We start from the raw sequence: 14764 nt of genomic DNA on the forward strand, positions 1-14764 counted from the left end.
GCGCTGTTCAGGGCGCCTGTCCCGCGAGGGGCTCGCGGTCGATGGCGTCCTTGCGGGTCACCGTCAGGTACATCACCATGCCGAGGATGACCGCCAGGAAGAGGACGCTCGTGACGACGGTGCCGAGTCCGAGGCCGCCGTCGCCGGTCGGCCGGGAGAGGTAGTCGCCGATCGAGGCGCCCAGCGGGCGGGTGAGGATGCAGGCGATCCAGAAGCTCCACACCGCGTCCAGGCCGAGGGTGAAGTGGGCGATGCCCACGGCGGCGATGGCGAGGGGCGAACAGGACCGCGGACAGCCAGTAGAAGGACTCACGGCTGGTGGTGTCGATGCTGTGGATCGACAGAGTCCGCTCCCGCCGGTACCAGACGACGAACACGACGACCAGGATGATCCCGAACACCGTGGTGGTCGTCTCCAGCGCGATGCCCATGTTGTCGGTCAGGTTGTCACTGATCAGTGTGCCGACCACGCTGATCCCGTGCCTACCGGGCGGGCGTGTACTGGCTGGCCGTGGCGCTGCGTTGGCGTTCCGTACGGCTTCCGGCGTTTCGGGACGGTTCGTAGCTCATGAGACACGACCGTGCCAGTGGATACCTGAACGCACCCTGACTGCGCGTGCTGATCACCTGCCCCACACGTACCGTCCGAGAAGGATGCCCTCATATACATCCACGTGTCCCACCTGCGCATATCGGCGTCCCGTCCCGCTCCTGACCTCGTGACGGAAGAAGGCCGCCGTGAACCCTCCCGCTGTTTCCCACTCACCTGTTGACCGTGCTACGAACTGGCTGCGCCGCCGGCTCGGCCGCGCCGTCCTCGTCTCCTACGTCGCTGCTCTGCTCCTGCCGGGTGTCGGCCTGTGGTTGCGCCGCCCGCACGCCGTGCCGCTCGGCGGACCGGCCCACCTGACACTGCACACCACCTCGCTCCTGCTGTCCCTGGTGCTGTTCTCGGCCGGGCTCCAGGTACCCGTCCGCGCGCTCGGCCGCGTGCTGCGGCGCCCCAAGGCCATGCTGGCCGGACTCGCACTGCATCTGGCGATTCCGCTGCTCGTCGTGCCGTTCGTCGCCTTCCTGCTGCGCGGCACCCCCGACTCTGACGGCGGTAGTGGACTGCTCACCGCGATGATCCTGATCGTGGCCATGCCCGTGGCCGCCGGCGCCACCGTATGGACCAGCAAGGGCGAGGGGGACCAGCCGACCATGGTCGGACTCGTCCTCGCCTCCACCCTGCTCAGTCCCCTCACCACACCACTCCTGCTGGCGGCCCTGGCACCGCTGCTCAGCGGCGGCTACGCAAAGACGCTCACCAGTACGAGCGGCTCCGCCCACAGCGGATTCACCCTCGCCACCGTTGTCCTGCCCTGCGCCGCAGGTCTCCTGTGCGCGCTCGTGCTGCCGCCGTCGTGGCAGGCCCGTCTGCTGCGGGCCGTGGTGCCCGCGGCCCTGGCCGGCTCGCTGGTTCTGACCTACGTCAACGCCAGCGGCGCCCTCGGCTCCTTCCTGGCCCACCCGCGTCCGCTGCTGTTCACCGCCGCCCTCGCCGTGGCCGCCCTGGTGTGCGTGCTGTCCTTCGTGCTGGGCCGGCTGGCCGCCCGCGTCCTGCGGCTGGACGCCCCGGTGGCCTCGTCGCTGACCCTGGCCTGCGGCATGAACAACAGCAGCGCGAGCGCGGTACTGATCACGACCTCACTGCCCGACAAGCCCCACCTGCTGCTGCCAGTGCTCGCCTACGGACTGCTGCAGAAGACGGCCGCCAACCGGGTCGTCGCCAGACTGCGGCCCGCATCCCCCGCGGTGTCCTAGCGCGCCACGCTCCACAGGTCCACAGCTGGTACTCGTACGCGAAGATCACCACCTGTACCGGTCCCGGAGCTGGAGCTGGGCCGGTCGACCGATCCCAGGGATGTGCCCTCCGGCTTTGCCGCCGGGAGACGTGCCCGCTGAGGACCCGTCTTACAAGTTCTGGGTTGCCGGGGCCGGTTCCGCCCCGGAGGCGGAGGAACGCCTGCGGCGCCGGAGGGCGGGCAGCGGTGGCGGGGTGAGGAATCCCTCGGCGCGGGCGCTGGCCAGGCCGATGCGGGGGATGTCGCCGCTCTTGGCGAACAGCAGGAAGCGGGGCTCCCACACGGGTCGGTACTTGGCGTTGGCGCGGTAGAGCGACTCGATCTGCCACCAGCGGGAGAAGAAGGTGAGCATCGAGCGCCACAGCCGCAGTACCGGGCCCGCGCCGAGGCGCGCACCGCGTTCGAAGACCGAGCGGAACATGGCGAAGTTCAGCGACACCCGCCCTACGCCCAACTCCTTTGCCCGCAGCAGCAGTTCAACGACCATGAACTCCATCAGGCCGTTCTCGCAGGCGCGTTCGCGGCGCATCAGGTCCAGGGAGAGGCTGTGCTCGCCCCAGGGGACGAAGCTGAGCAGGGCGCGCGGTTGGCCGTCGGCGTCGCGGCATTCCAGCATCACGCAGCGGCCGTCGCCGGGGTCGCCGAGCCTTCCCAGCGCCATGGAGAAGCCGCGTTCGGTCGGTCCGTCGCGCCAGTGGTCGGCCTTGTCGATCAGCAGCGCCATCTCGTCGTCCGTGATGTCCTCGTGGCGCCTGATGCGCACCGTGTATCCGGCCCGACGCACCCGGTTGTGCGCCTGCCGCACCCCCCGCATGGCACGTCCTTCGAGAGTGAAGTCGGCGATCTCCACGATGGCCTCGTCGCCCAGCTCCAGGGCATCGAGCCCATGCCGGGCGTAGATGGTGCCTGCCTCCTCGCTCGCGCCCATCACCGCCGGGGTCCAGGCGTGCCGACGGGCCTCTTCCAGCCAGGCGTCGATGGCACCGGGCCATGCCTCGGGATCGCCGATGGGGTCGCCGGAGGCCAGGCTGACGCCGCCGACCACCCGGTAGGTGACAGCCGCCTTGCCGCTGGGCGAGAAGATGACGGCCTTGTCGCGGCGCAGGGCGAAGTAGCCGAGGGAGTCCCGCTCGCCGTGCCGGGCCAGCAGGTCACGCAGCCGCTGTTCGTCGTCCTCGCCCAGCAGGGCGCGACCGCGCGGGGCACGGAAGCAGGCGTACAGGACGAGCAGGAAGGTCCCGGCGATCAAGATGTTGATGAGGACGTCGACCCAGCGCGGCGCGTGCACGGCGTCGACGCGGTCGGCGAGCGGCCCGACGCTGATACCCCGCAGCAGGGTGTAGGCAATCTCGTCGGTCAACGTGGCGCCGGGCAGCTTGTTGGTGGCGGCGACCAGCAGCGTGCCGATCGTGCCGCTCACAAGGAGACCACCCGCTCCCGCGGCGAGGGCCAGCTTCGGGTTGGAGCGGTTCCCGACGGCCGTGAACTCCCCGCGCCCGACAAGCAGCGCGGCCACGAACAGGCCGGTGAGCAGCAGAGAACCCCAGTTGGTGACGTGCTCGCGGTACGCCTCCTGGGTCATGGCCAGCGTGTAGAGCGCGAACAGCCCGCCGGCCAGCAGCAGGTTGAAGATCCACGCGGCCCGTTTGCGGCGCCGCATCACCATGGCGAGGAAGACCGCCAGCGCCGCCGAGATGAGCCCGGCGGTGGCCAGATACGGGGTGAAGTACTCAGGGACGTTGTGCTCCTGGACCTCGTCGCGGAACGACAGCGAGACCACCGCGGCCAGGTTGAGCACGGCGAGCAGCCGCAGGTACCAGACCGTGGCCGACGCCGCGCCCCCACGCAGCCGTGTGTGTGAGCGCGGCGGCGCGGTCAGGGAGGGAACGCGGTCCGGGGGCGTGTGCTGTCGGGGGTTCGAGGGCGAAAGGTGTGCGGGCACCGTGGGGGTTCACCTCGGAGGGAGGCCGGGATAACCGGCGTGGACGGGGACGGAAGAGAGGTCGGGTCGGTGGGGGAGGGGGGAGAGTACGCGGATCCGATGCATGACCTGGGCTGTTCGTCCGTCGGCGCATCGTACGGTTCCCAGACGCGGAGGTCGTCGTCGGCGGCCGGACTAGGCCCCGCTCGCGAAGTCGAAGGAGGACGGCCTCCACCAGGTCGACGGAGACACCGCCGCCGCGCCCTGATGGATATCGACCGGTGCCAGGGCCTGCCGGTGGCCCACGGTGCGTCGAGGAAGTCGCGCTCAAGCCGTCCTGTCCGCCGAAAGGAGGTCACACCGGGCGGAGCCGGGGGCGCTGGAGCCGACACGGCGGCTGATCTCACCGCTCCTCCTCCCGCGCGCAGGCGATCGACACGTTGTCCGAGACCGTGCAGTACAGCTGCACCCGCACCCCGGCCGCACGCTGGGCCGGACAGAGGAAGACGTTCTTCTCGCCGCTGATGCCGTCCGGATGCCTGCCCAGCCGCAGCGGCTCTCCCTCCGTCCCCGCGTCCAGATAGAGGTCCCAGATCCAATCCCGTGCGGTGCACGCGGTGGCGAGGGCGTCCAGCGGAATCCGTACCTGGAACCGGCCGCCGTAACCGTCGGCGGGCAGCCGCATCTCGGCCTGGCCACCGTCGCGGGCCTGAAGTATCAGGGTGGCCTTGTCGGCGACGATTCCGACCAGGGACAGCCGCAGCACGATCCGTCCCTGGAGCGGCCGAACCTCGTCGACCTCCGCAATGCGCTCCGGGTGCGTGCGAGCTAGTTTGACCATGTTTGGCCCAGCTCCTGCAGGTGACCCTACAGCCTGTAGGGTAATGGCCAGCCTACACACCGTCAGGGGCGAGGGACGGACGATGACCAGACCCGTGCACACCGTGACCCTCGACCGCATCGGCGGCCAGGAGTCGCCGCTCGGCCCGGCCGCGGGACGGGGCCGCAAGGGCCAGTGGTGGCTGGCGGCGGTGGCGGGCGTCTTCGTTCTGGCCCAGCTGATGGTCGTACGACCGGGGATGGGGCTGGGCTGGGACGAGTCGGTGTACGTCAGCCAGGTCAGCTCCCACGCCCCGGCATCGTTCTTCAGCGCCCCGCGCGCCCGCGGCATCTCGCTGCTGGTGGCCCCGGTCGCCGGATGGTCGTCGTCCACCCCGCTCCTGCGGGTCTACCTGGCACTCCTGGCGGGTCTCGGGCTGTTCCTGGCGCTGCGCGCCTGGCGCGGCCTGTTCCCGGTCCGGGTACTCGCACTGGGCGGCGCCCTGTTCGCGAGCCTGTGGGTGACCGTCTTCTACGGTCCCCAGGCCATGCCCAACTACTGGGTGGCGGTCGGCGCCCTGGCAGGCGTCGGCTGCTTCCTTCAGACCCAGACCGATCGCACCCGACGTGGTCCGGTGTGGGGGCTGGGGGCAAGTGCCCTGCTGATGGCGTGGATGCGGCCCACGGACGCGGTGTGGGTGACCTTGCCACTGCTCTTCGTCCTGGTGGTTCTTCACCGGTGGCGGCACGCGCGGCTGCTCATCGCTCTGCTGTGTGGCCTGGTGGCCGGGGCGGCCGAATGGGTGATCGAGGCGTACGTCCGCTTCGGTGGGCTGAGTCAGCGGCTGTCCGAGGGATCCGACATCCAGGGCGGTCTGGGCTGGCACATCGCCATCGGTGACCAACTGCGCGGCCTGGGCGGGCGTTCGCTGTGCCGCCCGTGCACCGGCGCGATGCCGAACCCCGTGGTGACGGCCTGGTGGTTCGCTCTGCCGGTGCTGGCGGCCATCGGGCTGGCCGTGGCCGTGCGGCGCCGGCGTACGCCGTCCACCGCGCTGCCGTTGGCCTGCGCGGTGACGGCGGCGATCCCGTATCTGTTCCTCATCGGCTACGCCGCGCCCCGTTTCCTGCTGCCCACCTACGCGCTGCTGGCCATCCCGGTCGCCGACGCGCTCGCCTGGCTGGTCACCGCGCCGGGCCGGGCCTGGCGGCCGGTCGCCGTGACGCTGGTGGCGATGGGTCTGGCCGGGCATCTGGCGGTGCAGTACGCGGTGTTGGCACACACCGTTCAGCGCACCACGGCCGGCCACAAGGGCTGGGAACGCACCGCCACCGCGCTGCGCCGGGTGGGTGTACGCCCACCGTGTCTGCTCACCGGGCCGTCGTCCCTCCCGATCGCCTTCTACGCCGGGTGCGGCTCCGCCAGTACCAACGGCCCCAACGCCAACACCGACGCCGCGGCTATCGCCCAGGCGGCCCAGCGGATGCCGGTCGCCGTCCTCACCACCGGCGCGGCCCGTCCGCCGTCCTACGCCCGCGGCTGGAGGCTCGTCCGGCTGGACGGTGCCGTGTACGCCTACATCGCCCCCACCGCACGACAAGATCGCGGCGCCTGACCGCCCTGCTCCGGGCCCCGGCGTACCTGGCGGCGAGTAGCGTCGTCGTGTCGCTGTCTACGCCCGGCGCCCTCGGCTCGCTTGACGCCGCACTCACTCCGGCCCTCGTCGCGACGGGGGCGCCGACCCGCACGGCCACCGCGACGGTCGTACTCGGTCACCGGCTGATCACCGCCTGGCTCCCGCTGATCCCAGGGCCGGTGGTGCTGGGCGCCCTGGTGCGCCGGAAGGTTCCGTGGCTGTGGCGTGGTCGGCGCAGGTGGCCTCGTTCGCTGTTGGTGACAGCGTTTGTTGACGGGTTTCAGCAGCAGGGGGCAGGTGAAGAACCTGCTGATGTTCACCTGAAATGGCGGCACCGCGGTGCTGTCAGAAGGCTGAGGAACTTCCGTGTCGGAGCATGGGCCAAGGGTCGACTACACCGAAGTCGTGGATCCGGAAGTGCGCAGTCTGCGAGTGCGCTACTGCCGACTGCGGACTGATGGAGGCGAACCGGTCGCCGAGTTGGAGGCACTGTCCTTCCGGCAGCGATTTGGTGCAGTGGCCGTGGCCGCAGAAGGCATCGGTGGCGTGGAGACCCAGCTGGAGTTCCGACGCCAGGGGTACATGAGCCGACTCCTGCGTCAGTCGCTCGCCGGCATGGCGCAGCGGGTGGACGTCGCCTTCGTGTCCGACGGCATCGAGGGAGTGTACGAGAATTTCGGATTCGTCAATGCTGTCTCCGAAGGCCACCTGGTCATCCCCATACGCAACGTCGAACGCGCAGCAGGACGCGATCCGGGTGCGGCTGCCCCGGGCGTCCGTAACGGCTCGTCGGCCGATCTTCCGGCGATGATCCGTCTGTACAACAACGCACACGCCCAGCGGCCCTGGACCCATGAACGGCATACCGGCTGGAACCGGCTCGTTCCCTCGACCACGTGGAAGCCGGGGTCGCAGACCTTGATCCTGCAGACCGGTGGCACTGCTGTCGGCTATGCCGTGCTGGAGGGGCGAGCCTTCGGAGATCCCCTGGGTTCGCTGGCCGTGGACGAACTGGTGGCCGAGGATGCCGCAGGAGCACGCCTGCTGCTCACGGCCGTCTCCCGGCTCTGCTGGCAGGTGCGCCTGAGTGATTTCTGGGTGCGGGATCCGGCCGACAGCCTCGTAGGCCGAGTGGCCCGCCACATGGGCTGCACCTACCAGCAGAGGTTTCCGCCGAGCGGCGGGATGATGGCCGCCATCCTGAACCGGCCGGGTCTGTTGCGGTCGCTCGAACCCGAGCTGCGGCGCAGGGCCGCCGGTCAGCAGTCGGACAAGGTGTACGACGCAGCGTCCGACGCGTTGCGACGCGGCGACCTGCTCCCCGATGACAAGGCGCTCATTCGACTGCTCCTTGGTCACTGGTCGACCGATGACGCATACGCGCACGGCGTGTCGATCCCCGAACGGTACCGGGACCTTTGCATGGCTTGGTTCCCCGGAGGCGGCGCACCGTCGCTGCCGACCCCGTACGCGCACCGGCTGGACCGGTATTAGACGTGCGACGCCGAATGCGCCCGACGAAGACGCCCTCAGCGTTGCACCCGGAACACCCAGGTGCGGTAGGACCAGAAGCGGAAGAGGGTCGCGCACGCGATCCCCGCGATCTTGAAGAGGTTGCTCTCAAGCGCCGAGTCCCAGCCGAAGTCGTACGTCGCGACGTACAGCACCCCGTTCTCGATGACCAGGCCGACAACGCTGAAGAGACAGAAGAGACCGAACTCCACGGCACGGCCCCGCGGGTCCCGGTGCCGATAGGCGAAATACCGGAAACCCAGGTAGTTGAAGACCATCGCCACGCTGGTCGCGATGACACTGCGTCGCACCACGGGCATCGACGTGACCGCTCGGCTGAGGTTGAACACGGCGAGATTCACCCCGACGCCCAGCCCACCGACGGCACCGAACCTGACGACCTCCCGAAGCAGCGCGGAATGCTCCATGCGCTTCGTGTCTGCCTCATCCGCTGTGTTCACCGGACGCACAGTCCTCCAGAGATTCGGGCTTCGCACGGTCGCCCTCAAGGGTGGGGTGCCGAGCCTCCTCCCTTGGCGTGATCTTCCGCGGAACCGTATCGCGGAGGTCTGCGCGGGACGGTGATGTCGCACCCGCGTGCCCGACCGGTGTGGTTCGAGGAGGCCACCGTTTTCGAGCGTGAGGGTGCGGACAGCGTCCGAGGACAGCGACCAAGTGCCGGGCCGAGCATCGGCCGTTCACCGCGCCCCACAGGCACCACAGCTCCATCGCTCCTCCTTCGCGGCGAGCTGCCAACGGGCTAAGCGTCTCGACTTCCACCTCGCACACCTGAACGCCGTCGTCGCGTCGGCTCGCCACGACTGACTTGCTGTCAGCCGCGGCTACCGAGGGGGCTGGCCGGATACGCCGCCCGGTCGTACCGGCGTCCTCAGCCGCTGCCGTCCCCTGCCTCGTCCTGGCGGACGGGCACCAGCACAGTGAAGGTGGTGGGGCGGCGGCAGATCAGCGAAAGTCTGCCGCCGAGGGCGACGGTGAGGTCCCGGGCCAGGGCGAGACCGATGCCCTCTCCTTCCCCGTCACCGGTGTGTCCGCGCTCGAAGGGCCGGGTCGTCCCGATCCCGCCCTCGTCGGCGACGTCGAAGGCGAGGGCGTCACCGAGGTCCCGGACCGTGAGGTGGACGGTGCCACGGCCGTGCACGCGCGCGTTGTCCAGCAGGATGCCGAGGATCTCGGCGACCGGGGCACCGGGGACGCGGGCGTCGTCCGGTGTGTCACCCGTCGTGCACAGCAGCCGCCTGCCGTCGCGGGCGAACAGCCCGTGCCAGTGGTTATCGGTCTCCCTCAGCAGCCGTGCGACCGGCACGGACGGGGCCCGAGTGCCGGGCAGGCCAGGAGATCGGGACAGCCGCAGCACCTCCTCCACCGTGCCGTGCAGGCGGCGGGTGGTGGCCAGCGCCTCCTCCAAGGCGGGGCGCAGCAGGGCGTCGTCGTCCTGGGCGAGGCCCGCCTCCAGGGTGAGCTGCAGTCCGGTCAGGGGGGTGCGCAGCTGGTGGGAGGCGTTGTTGGTGAAGTCCCGTTCGTGGCGCAGGAGTTCGGTGAGGCTGTGCAGCATCTCGTTGTGGGTGCGGGCGACCTGGTCGATCTCGGCGACGCCGCTGGGCGTGGCGCGTGCGCTCAGGTCGCCGGCGGTGACGGCCCGGCTGTGGCGGGAGAGGTCCTCCAACGGGGCGGCCAGCACCCGCGCCTGACGGCGGGCGACCAGGACCGCCACGGTCAGGGCGAGGGCGCAGGCGCAGGCGAGGACGGCCCACACGGCGAGGACGCGGGCGCGTACGGCGTCGGTGGGCGAGGAGGCGCGGACGACGCCGATGACCTGCTCGGCGTGCGAGACCGGCACGGTGACGGTGAGGTCACCGCCCGAGTGCCCGCGCACCACTGTCGCGCCGAGGGCTCGGCGCACCGCCGCGTCACCGGTCCTGGGGCCGCTGCCCGCCCGCAGGCGCAGGTGGGTGTCGTACAGGCCGAGGTGTCCTCCGGCCGGCGGCGCGGGCAGTTCGACGGGATCGCCGGTCGTGTAGTCCGGGCTGACCCGCACGGCACCCGACAGGGCCGCGCGCTCCAGGGTGTCGCGCTGGTCGGCGTACAGGGATGACCTGATGGCCAGGGCCAGCGGGACGGCGAGGAGGACCACGGCGACCAGGGCGGCGGTGAGGGCGACTCGCACCACACGCTGTCTCATGCCCTCATCCTGCGGGCCGCCGGCCTGTCCGGAGGCGATGCGCCACGCGCTTTTGCCGTCGTCTAACCCTCGGCGTGCCGGGCGTTAACCGGCCGCCTCCTAGCGTCGGTGCCATGACCGATCCCCGGTCGCAGGCTCTCCGGGAGGACAGTGGCCATGGCACCTGTACGCACATCCGCCGCCGTAGGACTGGCCCTGGTCGCGGCGGTGATCACCGGCTGTTCGGGCTCCGGCTCGCACTCGGGATCCGCCACGTCCGCCACCCCGGCCGGTGCGGGCAACGCCCGGGCGACCCCCGCGCCCACCGAGTCGAATCCGCCCGGCGACATCCCCGACAACCAGGTGTACGTGACCTACCGGCCCGCCGGCGGCTTCACCAGCTTCACGGTCAAGGTGCCTGAGGGCTGGGCCCGCACCGGACAGGGCACCACGACCGTGTTCACGGACAAGCTGAACACCGTCCGCGTCACCACGGCCACCGCCTCCGCCGCGCCCACGGTCGACTCCGTCACGAACACCGTCGTGCCCCAACTCAAGGCGCAGGTAACGAAGTTCGCGGAGCCGAAGACGACCGAGGTGACCCGGCACGCCGGTCGCGTCGTCCGGCTGACCTACCGGGGCGACTCCGCCAAGGACCCGGTCACCGGCAAGGTGGTGCGGGACGCGTTCGAGCGGTACGCCTTCTACCGGCAGGGGCATGAGGTGGACCTGACGTTGTCCGGGCCGGTCAACGCCGACAACGTCGACCCGTGGCGAATCGTCAGCGACTCCTTCGCGTGGCGGTGAGCATCGTGCCCGCCCGGTCGTACGACGACGACGCGCTCACCGCCCGCGAGCTGTACCGCTTCTACCGTGCGGGCGAGGAGGAGACCCTGGCCCTGCGCGGGGTGTCGCTGACGGTGCGGCGCGGCGAGACGGTCGCCGTCGTCGGCCCCTCGGGAGCGGGCAAGTCCACCCTGCTGGCGTGCCTGGCCGGACTCGACGAACCCTCCGGCGGCGACGTCCATGTGGACGGTGTCCGCATCAGCCACCGGCCGGAGACCGAGCGGGCCCGGCTGCGCGCCCGCCACATCGGCGTCCTGCTCCAGAGCCGCAACCTGCTGCCGCACCTAACTGTGCGGGACAACATCCGCCTGGCCCAGCGGGCCGTGCGCGGCCGTCCCTCCGTCTCCGCCGAGGCGCTGCTGGAGCAGGTGGGGCTGGGCCGGCGGACCCGCGCCCTGCCTCGGCAGCTGTCCGGCGGTGAACTGGCGCGCGCAGGGCTAGCCGTGGCCCTGGCGAACTCCCCGGCCGTGCTGCTGGCCGACGAGCCGACCGGTGAACTCGACGGCGGCACCGAGCAGTTGGTGCTGCGGATGGTCCGGGAGCGGGCCGCGGACGGCTGTGCGGTCCTGATCGTCACCCACAGCGCGGAGGCCGTCCGGATCGCCGACCGGGTGATCGCCCTGGAGGACGGGCAGGCCCGGGAAACGCGGGAGGCGAGCGATGTCCGGCACTGAGGTACTCGTCGCCTGCCAAGCCGCGGCACTGACCTTCGGACGCGGCCCGACGGCGGTGGTGGCCGTCCACGGGACCGACCTGAGCATCCAGCCCGGCGACCGGCTGGCGATCGTAGGCCCGTCCGGGTCGGGCAAATCCTCCCTGCTGCATCTGCTGGCCGGGCTCGAACGGCCCACCAGCGGCGCCGTCTCCTGGCCCGGCCTCGACGGGAACGCCGACATCGGGCTGGTGTTCCAGGCCGACAGCCTCGTCCCCGCCCTGGACGTCGCGGAGAACACCGCGCTTCCCCTCGTCCTCGCCGGCCGGTCGGAGGCACAGACGCGTCGTCCGGTCTCCGAGGCCCTTGGTCTGGTCGGGGCGACCGACCTCGCCGAGCGGCTGCCCGAGGAGATCTCCGGCGGCCAGGCCCAGCGGGTCGCCGTGGCCCGGGTTCTCGCCCAGGAACCACGCCTGATCCTCGCCGACGAGCCCACCGGCCGCCTCGACCACGCCACCGGCACCCGCGCCCTGGACGCCCTGCTGACGGCGGCGGACCGCACGGGCGCCGCCCTCGTCGTCACCACCCACGACCCCGCCGTCGCCGCCCGGCTCACCGTCCGGCGGGCCATGCGCGACGGGCGGCTGCTCGCACCGGAGGACACGCCATGATCACCTCATGGGCAAGGAGTCTCGCCCGCCATCGGGCCGGACGGCTGCTGGCGGCCATGACCGGCATCGCGCTCGCCGTCGCCCTGGTCGCCGCCCTCGGTTCCTTCCTCACCGCCTCGAAGGCGACCATGACCCAGCGCGCCGTCCGCTCGGTCGCCGTGGACTGGCAGGTCGAGGTGCAGCCGGGCGCGGACCCCAACTCCGTTCTGCGGCAGGTCCGCAGCGACCCCGGCACCCGGGCCGCCCTCCCGGTCGGATACGCCCGCACCAACGGCTTCACCGCCCGGGTGCAGGGCAGCACCCAGACCACCGGCCCTGGCCTGGCCCTCGACCTGCCATCCGGCTACCGCCACCTGTTCCCCGACGGGATCCGCACTCTCGCCGGCTCGCCCACCGGCGTGCTGCTCGCCCAGCAGACCGCCTCCAACCTGCACGCCGCCCCCGGCGACACCGTCACCATCCAACTGCCGGGTACCGGACCGCGCCCGGTGCGCGTGGACGGCGTGGTCGACCTGCCTCAGGCCGACTCCCTGTTCCAGAAGGTCGGCGCCCCCACCCAGTCCCAGCCGACCGCACCCCCCGACAACGTCATCCTCCTGCCCGCCGCCCGGTTCACCTCCCTCACCCGCGGCGCCACCTCCCTCACCACCCAGATCCACGTCGCCCGCGACGCCGGCCTGCCCGCCGACCCGGCCGCCGCCTTCAGCACCGTGACCGGAGCCGCGCACCACCTCGAAGCCAAGACGGCGGGCGGCGCCCTGGTTGGCGACAACCTCGGCGCCGCCCTCGACTCGGCCCGTCAGGACGCCCTCTACGCCCAGATCCTCTTCCTCTTCCTCGGCGTACCCGGCGCCGTACTGGCCGCCGCGCTGACCGCCGCGGTCGCCTCGGCGGGCGGCCAACGGCGCCGCCAGGAACAGGGGTTGCTGCGGCTGCGCGGGCTGCGTCCCCGTCAGATCACCGCGCTCGCGGGCCTGGAAGCCGCCCTCGTGGGCGGCGTGGGAGGGCTGGCCGGTCTGGGCATCGCGGCGCTGACCGGGCGTCTCGCCTTCGGCGCCGCCTCCTTCGGCGCCAGCGCGGCTAGTTGGGTCATCTGGTACGGCATAGCCTTCGTCCTCGGCGCTGCCGTGGCCGCCTGCGCCGTCCTCGTCCCCGCCCTGCGCGACCTGCGCTCGGTGACCGTCGCCGACACCCGCAAGGAGACCGGCGTACGGGCCACGCACTCCCCGTGGTGGCTGCGCTACGGCCTCGACTTCGCGCTCCTCATCGGCTCCTGGCTGGTGTTCCGCGCCTCCTCCGGCAACCAGTACGCCCTCGTCCTCGCCCCCGAGGGCGTGCCGACGCTCTCCGTCTCCTACTGGGCCTTCCTCGGCCCGGCCCTGCTGTGGATCGGCGCCGCCCTGCTGCTGTGGCGCCTGACCCTGCTCGCCCTCACCCACGGCCGCCCGGCCCTGGCCCGCCTCGCCCGCCCGCTGACCGCCACCCTCGCCGGCACCACGGCCGCCGTACTGTCCCGGCGCCGCCGACCGCTGGCCCGCTCCGTGGTGCTGCTCGCCCTCGCGGTGTCCTTCGCCCTCTCCACCGCCGTCTTCAACGCCACCTACCACCAGCAGGCCGAGGCCGACGCCCGGCTGACCAACGGCGCCGACGTCACCGTCACCGACCCCCCTGGCGCCCACGTCCCGCCCGCCGCCGCGAGCACGCTGAAGGTCTCCGGCGTACGACACGTCGAGCCCGTCCAGCACCGCTTCGCCTACGTCGGCTCCGACCTCCAAGACCTCTACGGTGTCCGCCCCGACACCATCGCCCGGGCCACCTCGCTCCAGGACGCCTACTTCTCCGGCGGCACCGCCCACCAGCTCATGCGGCGCCTCACCCAACGCCCCGACAACCTCCTCGTCAGCGTGGAGACCGTCCACGACTTCCAGCTCTCCCCCGGCGACACCGTCAACCTCCGCGTCCAGGACGCCCGCACCAAAGCCCTGCGCACCGTTCCCTTCCACTACGCCGGAATCGTCAAGGAGTTCCCCACCGCCCCCAAGGACAGCTTCTTCGTCGCCAACGCCGCCTACGTCGCCAAGGCGACCGGCAGCGACGCGGTCGGCGCGTTCCTGCTCGACACCGGCGGCAGCCACCAAGCGCAGATCTCCGCCCATCTGCGCAAGCAGCTCGGCACCGGCGCCACCGTTACCGACCTCACCCAGACCCGCGGCGCGGTGGGCACCAGCCTCACCTCCGTCGACCTGGCCGGCCTGACCCGCATCGAACTCGCCTTCGCCGTACTGCTCTCCGCCGGAGCGGGTGGACTCGTCCTCGCCCTCGGCCTGGCCGAACGCCGCCGCACCTTCGCCATCGCCACCGTGCTCGGCGCGAAACCCGGCCAGCTGCGCGGCATGGTCCTCACCGAGGCTCTGCTGCTGACCTCCGGCGGACTGGCGGGCGGCGCGCTCATCGGCTGGGCGCTGTCCGAGATGCTGGTGAAGGTCCTCACGGGCGTCTTCGACCCACCCCCGGCGAGCCTGTCCGTGCCCTCCGGCTACCTGCTCCTGACCGCGGGCGCCGCCGTGGCCGCCGTACTGGCCGCCGCCCTCAACGGCATCCGCGGCGCCGGACGCCCAGCCGTCGAGGAACTCCGTGACCTGTGACCGTGCCCTACCGGATCGGCGGGCCGCCCGCTTCT

The 14764-nt window shown here is 71.6% G+C and carries 10 protein-coding genes and 2 pseudogenes; 7 read left to right on the plus strand and 5 right to left on the minus strand.

Translation table 11 applies throughout. The annotated features are described in order from the left end of the window. Positions 1–7: 7 nt before the first annotated feature. Positions 8–476: pseudogene (locus R2B38_RS44795) on the minus strand (hypothetical protein); the annotation flags it as partial. 262 nt (positions 477–738) lie between these two features. Here R2B38_RS44795 and R2B38_RS44800 point away from each other — a divergent pair. Further along, positions 739–1806, plus strand: a complete 1068-nt coding sequence (locus R2B38_RS44800; protein ID WP_318021964.1) for a sodium-dependent transporter — start codon at positions 739–741, stop codon at positions 1804–1806. 150 nt (positions 1807–1956) lie between these two features. On the opposite strand, the gene R2B38_RS44805 is transcribed toward R2B38_RS44800, so the two are convergent. Together R2B38_RS44805 and R2B38_RS44810 are read right to left on the minus strand one after the other, a co-directional pair. Next, entirely contained in the window at positions 1957–3726 is a 1770-nt protein-coding gene (locus R2B38_RS44805) for a phosphatidylglycerol lysyltransferase domain-containing protein (protein ID WP_318023057.1), read from the minus strand. A 445-nt stretch (positions 3727–4171) separates the two neighbouring features. Continuing rightward, positions 4172–4609 carry a hypothetical protein gene (locus tag R2B38_RS44810; RefSeq protein WP_318021965.1) on the minus strand — a complete coding sequence of 146 codons (438 nt, stop codon included), beginning with the start codon at positions 4607–4609 and terminating at the stop codon, positions 4172–4174. Positions 4610–4691: 82 nt separating this feature from the next. Here R2B38_RS44810 and R2B38_RS44815 point away from each other — a divergent pair, with 82 nt between their 5' ends. Both R2B38_RS44815 and R2B38_RS44820 read left to right on the plus strand, forming a co-directional pair. Beyond that, positions 4692–6203 carry a hypothetical protein gene (locus R2B38_RS44815; RefSeq protein ID WP_411978615.1) on the plus strand — a complete coding sequence of 504 codons (1512 nt, stop codon included), beginning with the start codon at positions 4692–4694 and terminating at the stop codon, positions 6201–6203. Positions 6204–6629: 426 nt separating this feature from the next. Then, positions 6630–7718 (plus strand): GNAT family N-acetyltransferase, encoded by a 1089-nt coding sequence (locus R2B38_RS44820; protein ID WP_318021966.1) that lies wholly within the window; start codon positions 6630–6632, stop codon positions 7716–7718. A gap of 47 nt (positions 7719–7765) precedes the next feature. On the opposite strand, the pseudogene R2B38_RS44825 reads toward R2B38_RS44820, so the two are convergent. Both R2B38_RS44825 and R2B38_RS44830 read right to left on the minus strand, forming a co-directional pair. Continuing rightward, positions 7766–8164 (minus strand): annotated as a pseudogene (locus R2B38_RS44825) (GtrA family protein); the annotation flags it as partial. Positions 8165–8625: 461 nt separating this feature from the next. Continuing rightward, complete coding sequence (locus R2B38_RS44830) at positions 8626–9936, minus strand: HAMP domain-containing sensor histidine kinase (RefSeq protein WP_318021967.1); 1311 nt, start codon at positions 9934–9936, stop codon at positions 8626–8628. 156 nt (positions 9937–10092) lie between these two features. Here R2B38_RS44830 and R2B38_RS44835 point away from each other — a divergent pair, with 156 nt between their 5' ends. The 4 genes from R2B38_RS44835 to R2B38_RS44850 are packed head-to-tail and all read left to right on the plus strand — an operon-like array spanning position 10093 to position 14729. Then, the gene (locus tag R2B38_RS44835; RefSeq protein WP_318021968.1) at positions 10093–10722 is read left to right on the plus strand and encodes a hypothetical protein; all 630 of its coding nucleotides are present in this window, start codon (positions 10093–10095) and stop codon (positions 10720–10722) included. A 5-nt stretch (positions 10723–10727) separates the two neighbouring features. Continuing rightward, the gene (locus tag R2B38_RS44840) at positions 10728–11435 is read left to right on the plus strand and encodes an ABC transporter ATP-binding protein (RefSeq protein ID WP_411978646.1); all 708 of its coding nucleotides are present in this window, start codon (positions 10728–10730) and stop codon (positions 11433–11435) included. Continuing rightward, positions 11422–12084: an ABC transporter ATP-binding protein gene (locus R2B38_RS44845; RefSeq protein WP_318021969.1), complete on the plus strand. Its 663-nt coding sequence runs from the start codon at positions 11422–11424 to the stop codon at positions 12082–12084. Before R2B38_RS44840 ends, R2B38_RS44845 begins: the two co-directional genes overlap by 14 nt. After that, positions 12081–14729, plus strand: coding sequence for an FtsX-like permease family protein (locus R2B38_RS44850; RefSeq protein ID WP_318021970.1), 2649 nt, complete (start codon positions 12081–12083; stop codon positions 14727–14729). The genes R2B38_RS44845 and R2B38_RS44850 overlap by 4 nt, the downstream gene beginning before the upstream one ends. The last annotated feature ends 35 nt before the right edge of the window (positions 14730–14764 follow it).

This window comes from Streptomyces sp. N50, assembly GCF_033335955.1.
Classification (GTDB): domain Bacteria; phylum Actinomycetota; class Actinomycetes; order Streptomycetales; family Streptomycetaceae; genus Streptomyces.

Excerpts from the sequence above, each read along its gene's own strand:
- R2B38_RS44845 (WP_318021969.1), top strand. The coding sequence starts at position 11,422 with ATGTCCGGCACTGAGGTACTCGTCGCCTGCCAAGCCGCGGCACTGACC.
- R2B38_RS44850 (WP_318021970.1), top strand. The coding sequence starts at position 12,081 with ATGATCACCTCATGGGCAAGGAGTCTCGCCCGCCATCGGGCCGGACGG.
- R2B38_RS44810 (WP_318021965.1), bottom strand. The coding sequence starts at position 4,609 with ATGGTCAAACTAGCTCGCACGCACCCGGAGCGCATTGCGGAGGTCGAC.
- R2B38_RS44830 (WP_318021967.1), bottom strand. The coding sequence starts at position 9,936 with ATGAGACAGCGTGTGGTGCGAGTCGCCCTCACCGCCGCCCTGGTCGCC.
- R2B38_RS44835 (WP_318021968.1), top strand. The coding sequence starts at position 10,093 with ATGGCACCTGTACGCACATCCGCCGCCGTAGGACTGGCCCTGGTCGCG.
- R2B38_RS44815 (WP_411978615.1), top strand. The coding sequence starts at position 4,692 with ATGACCAGACCCGTGCACACCGTGACCCTCGACCGCATCGGCGGCCAG.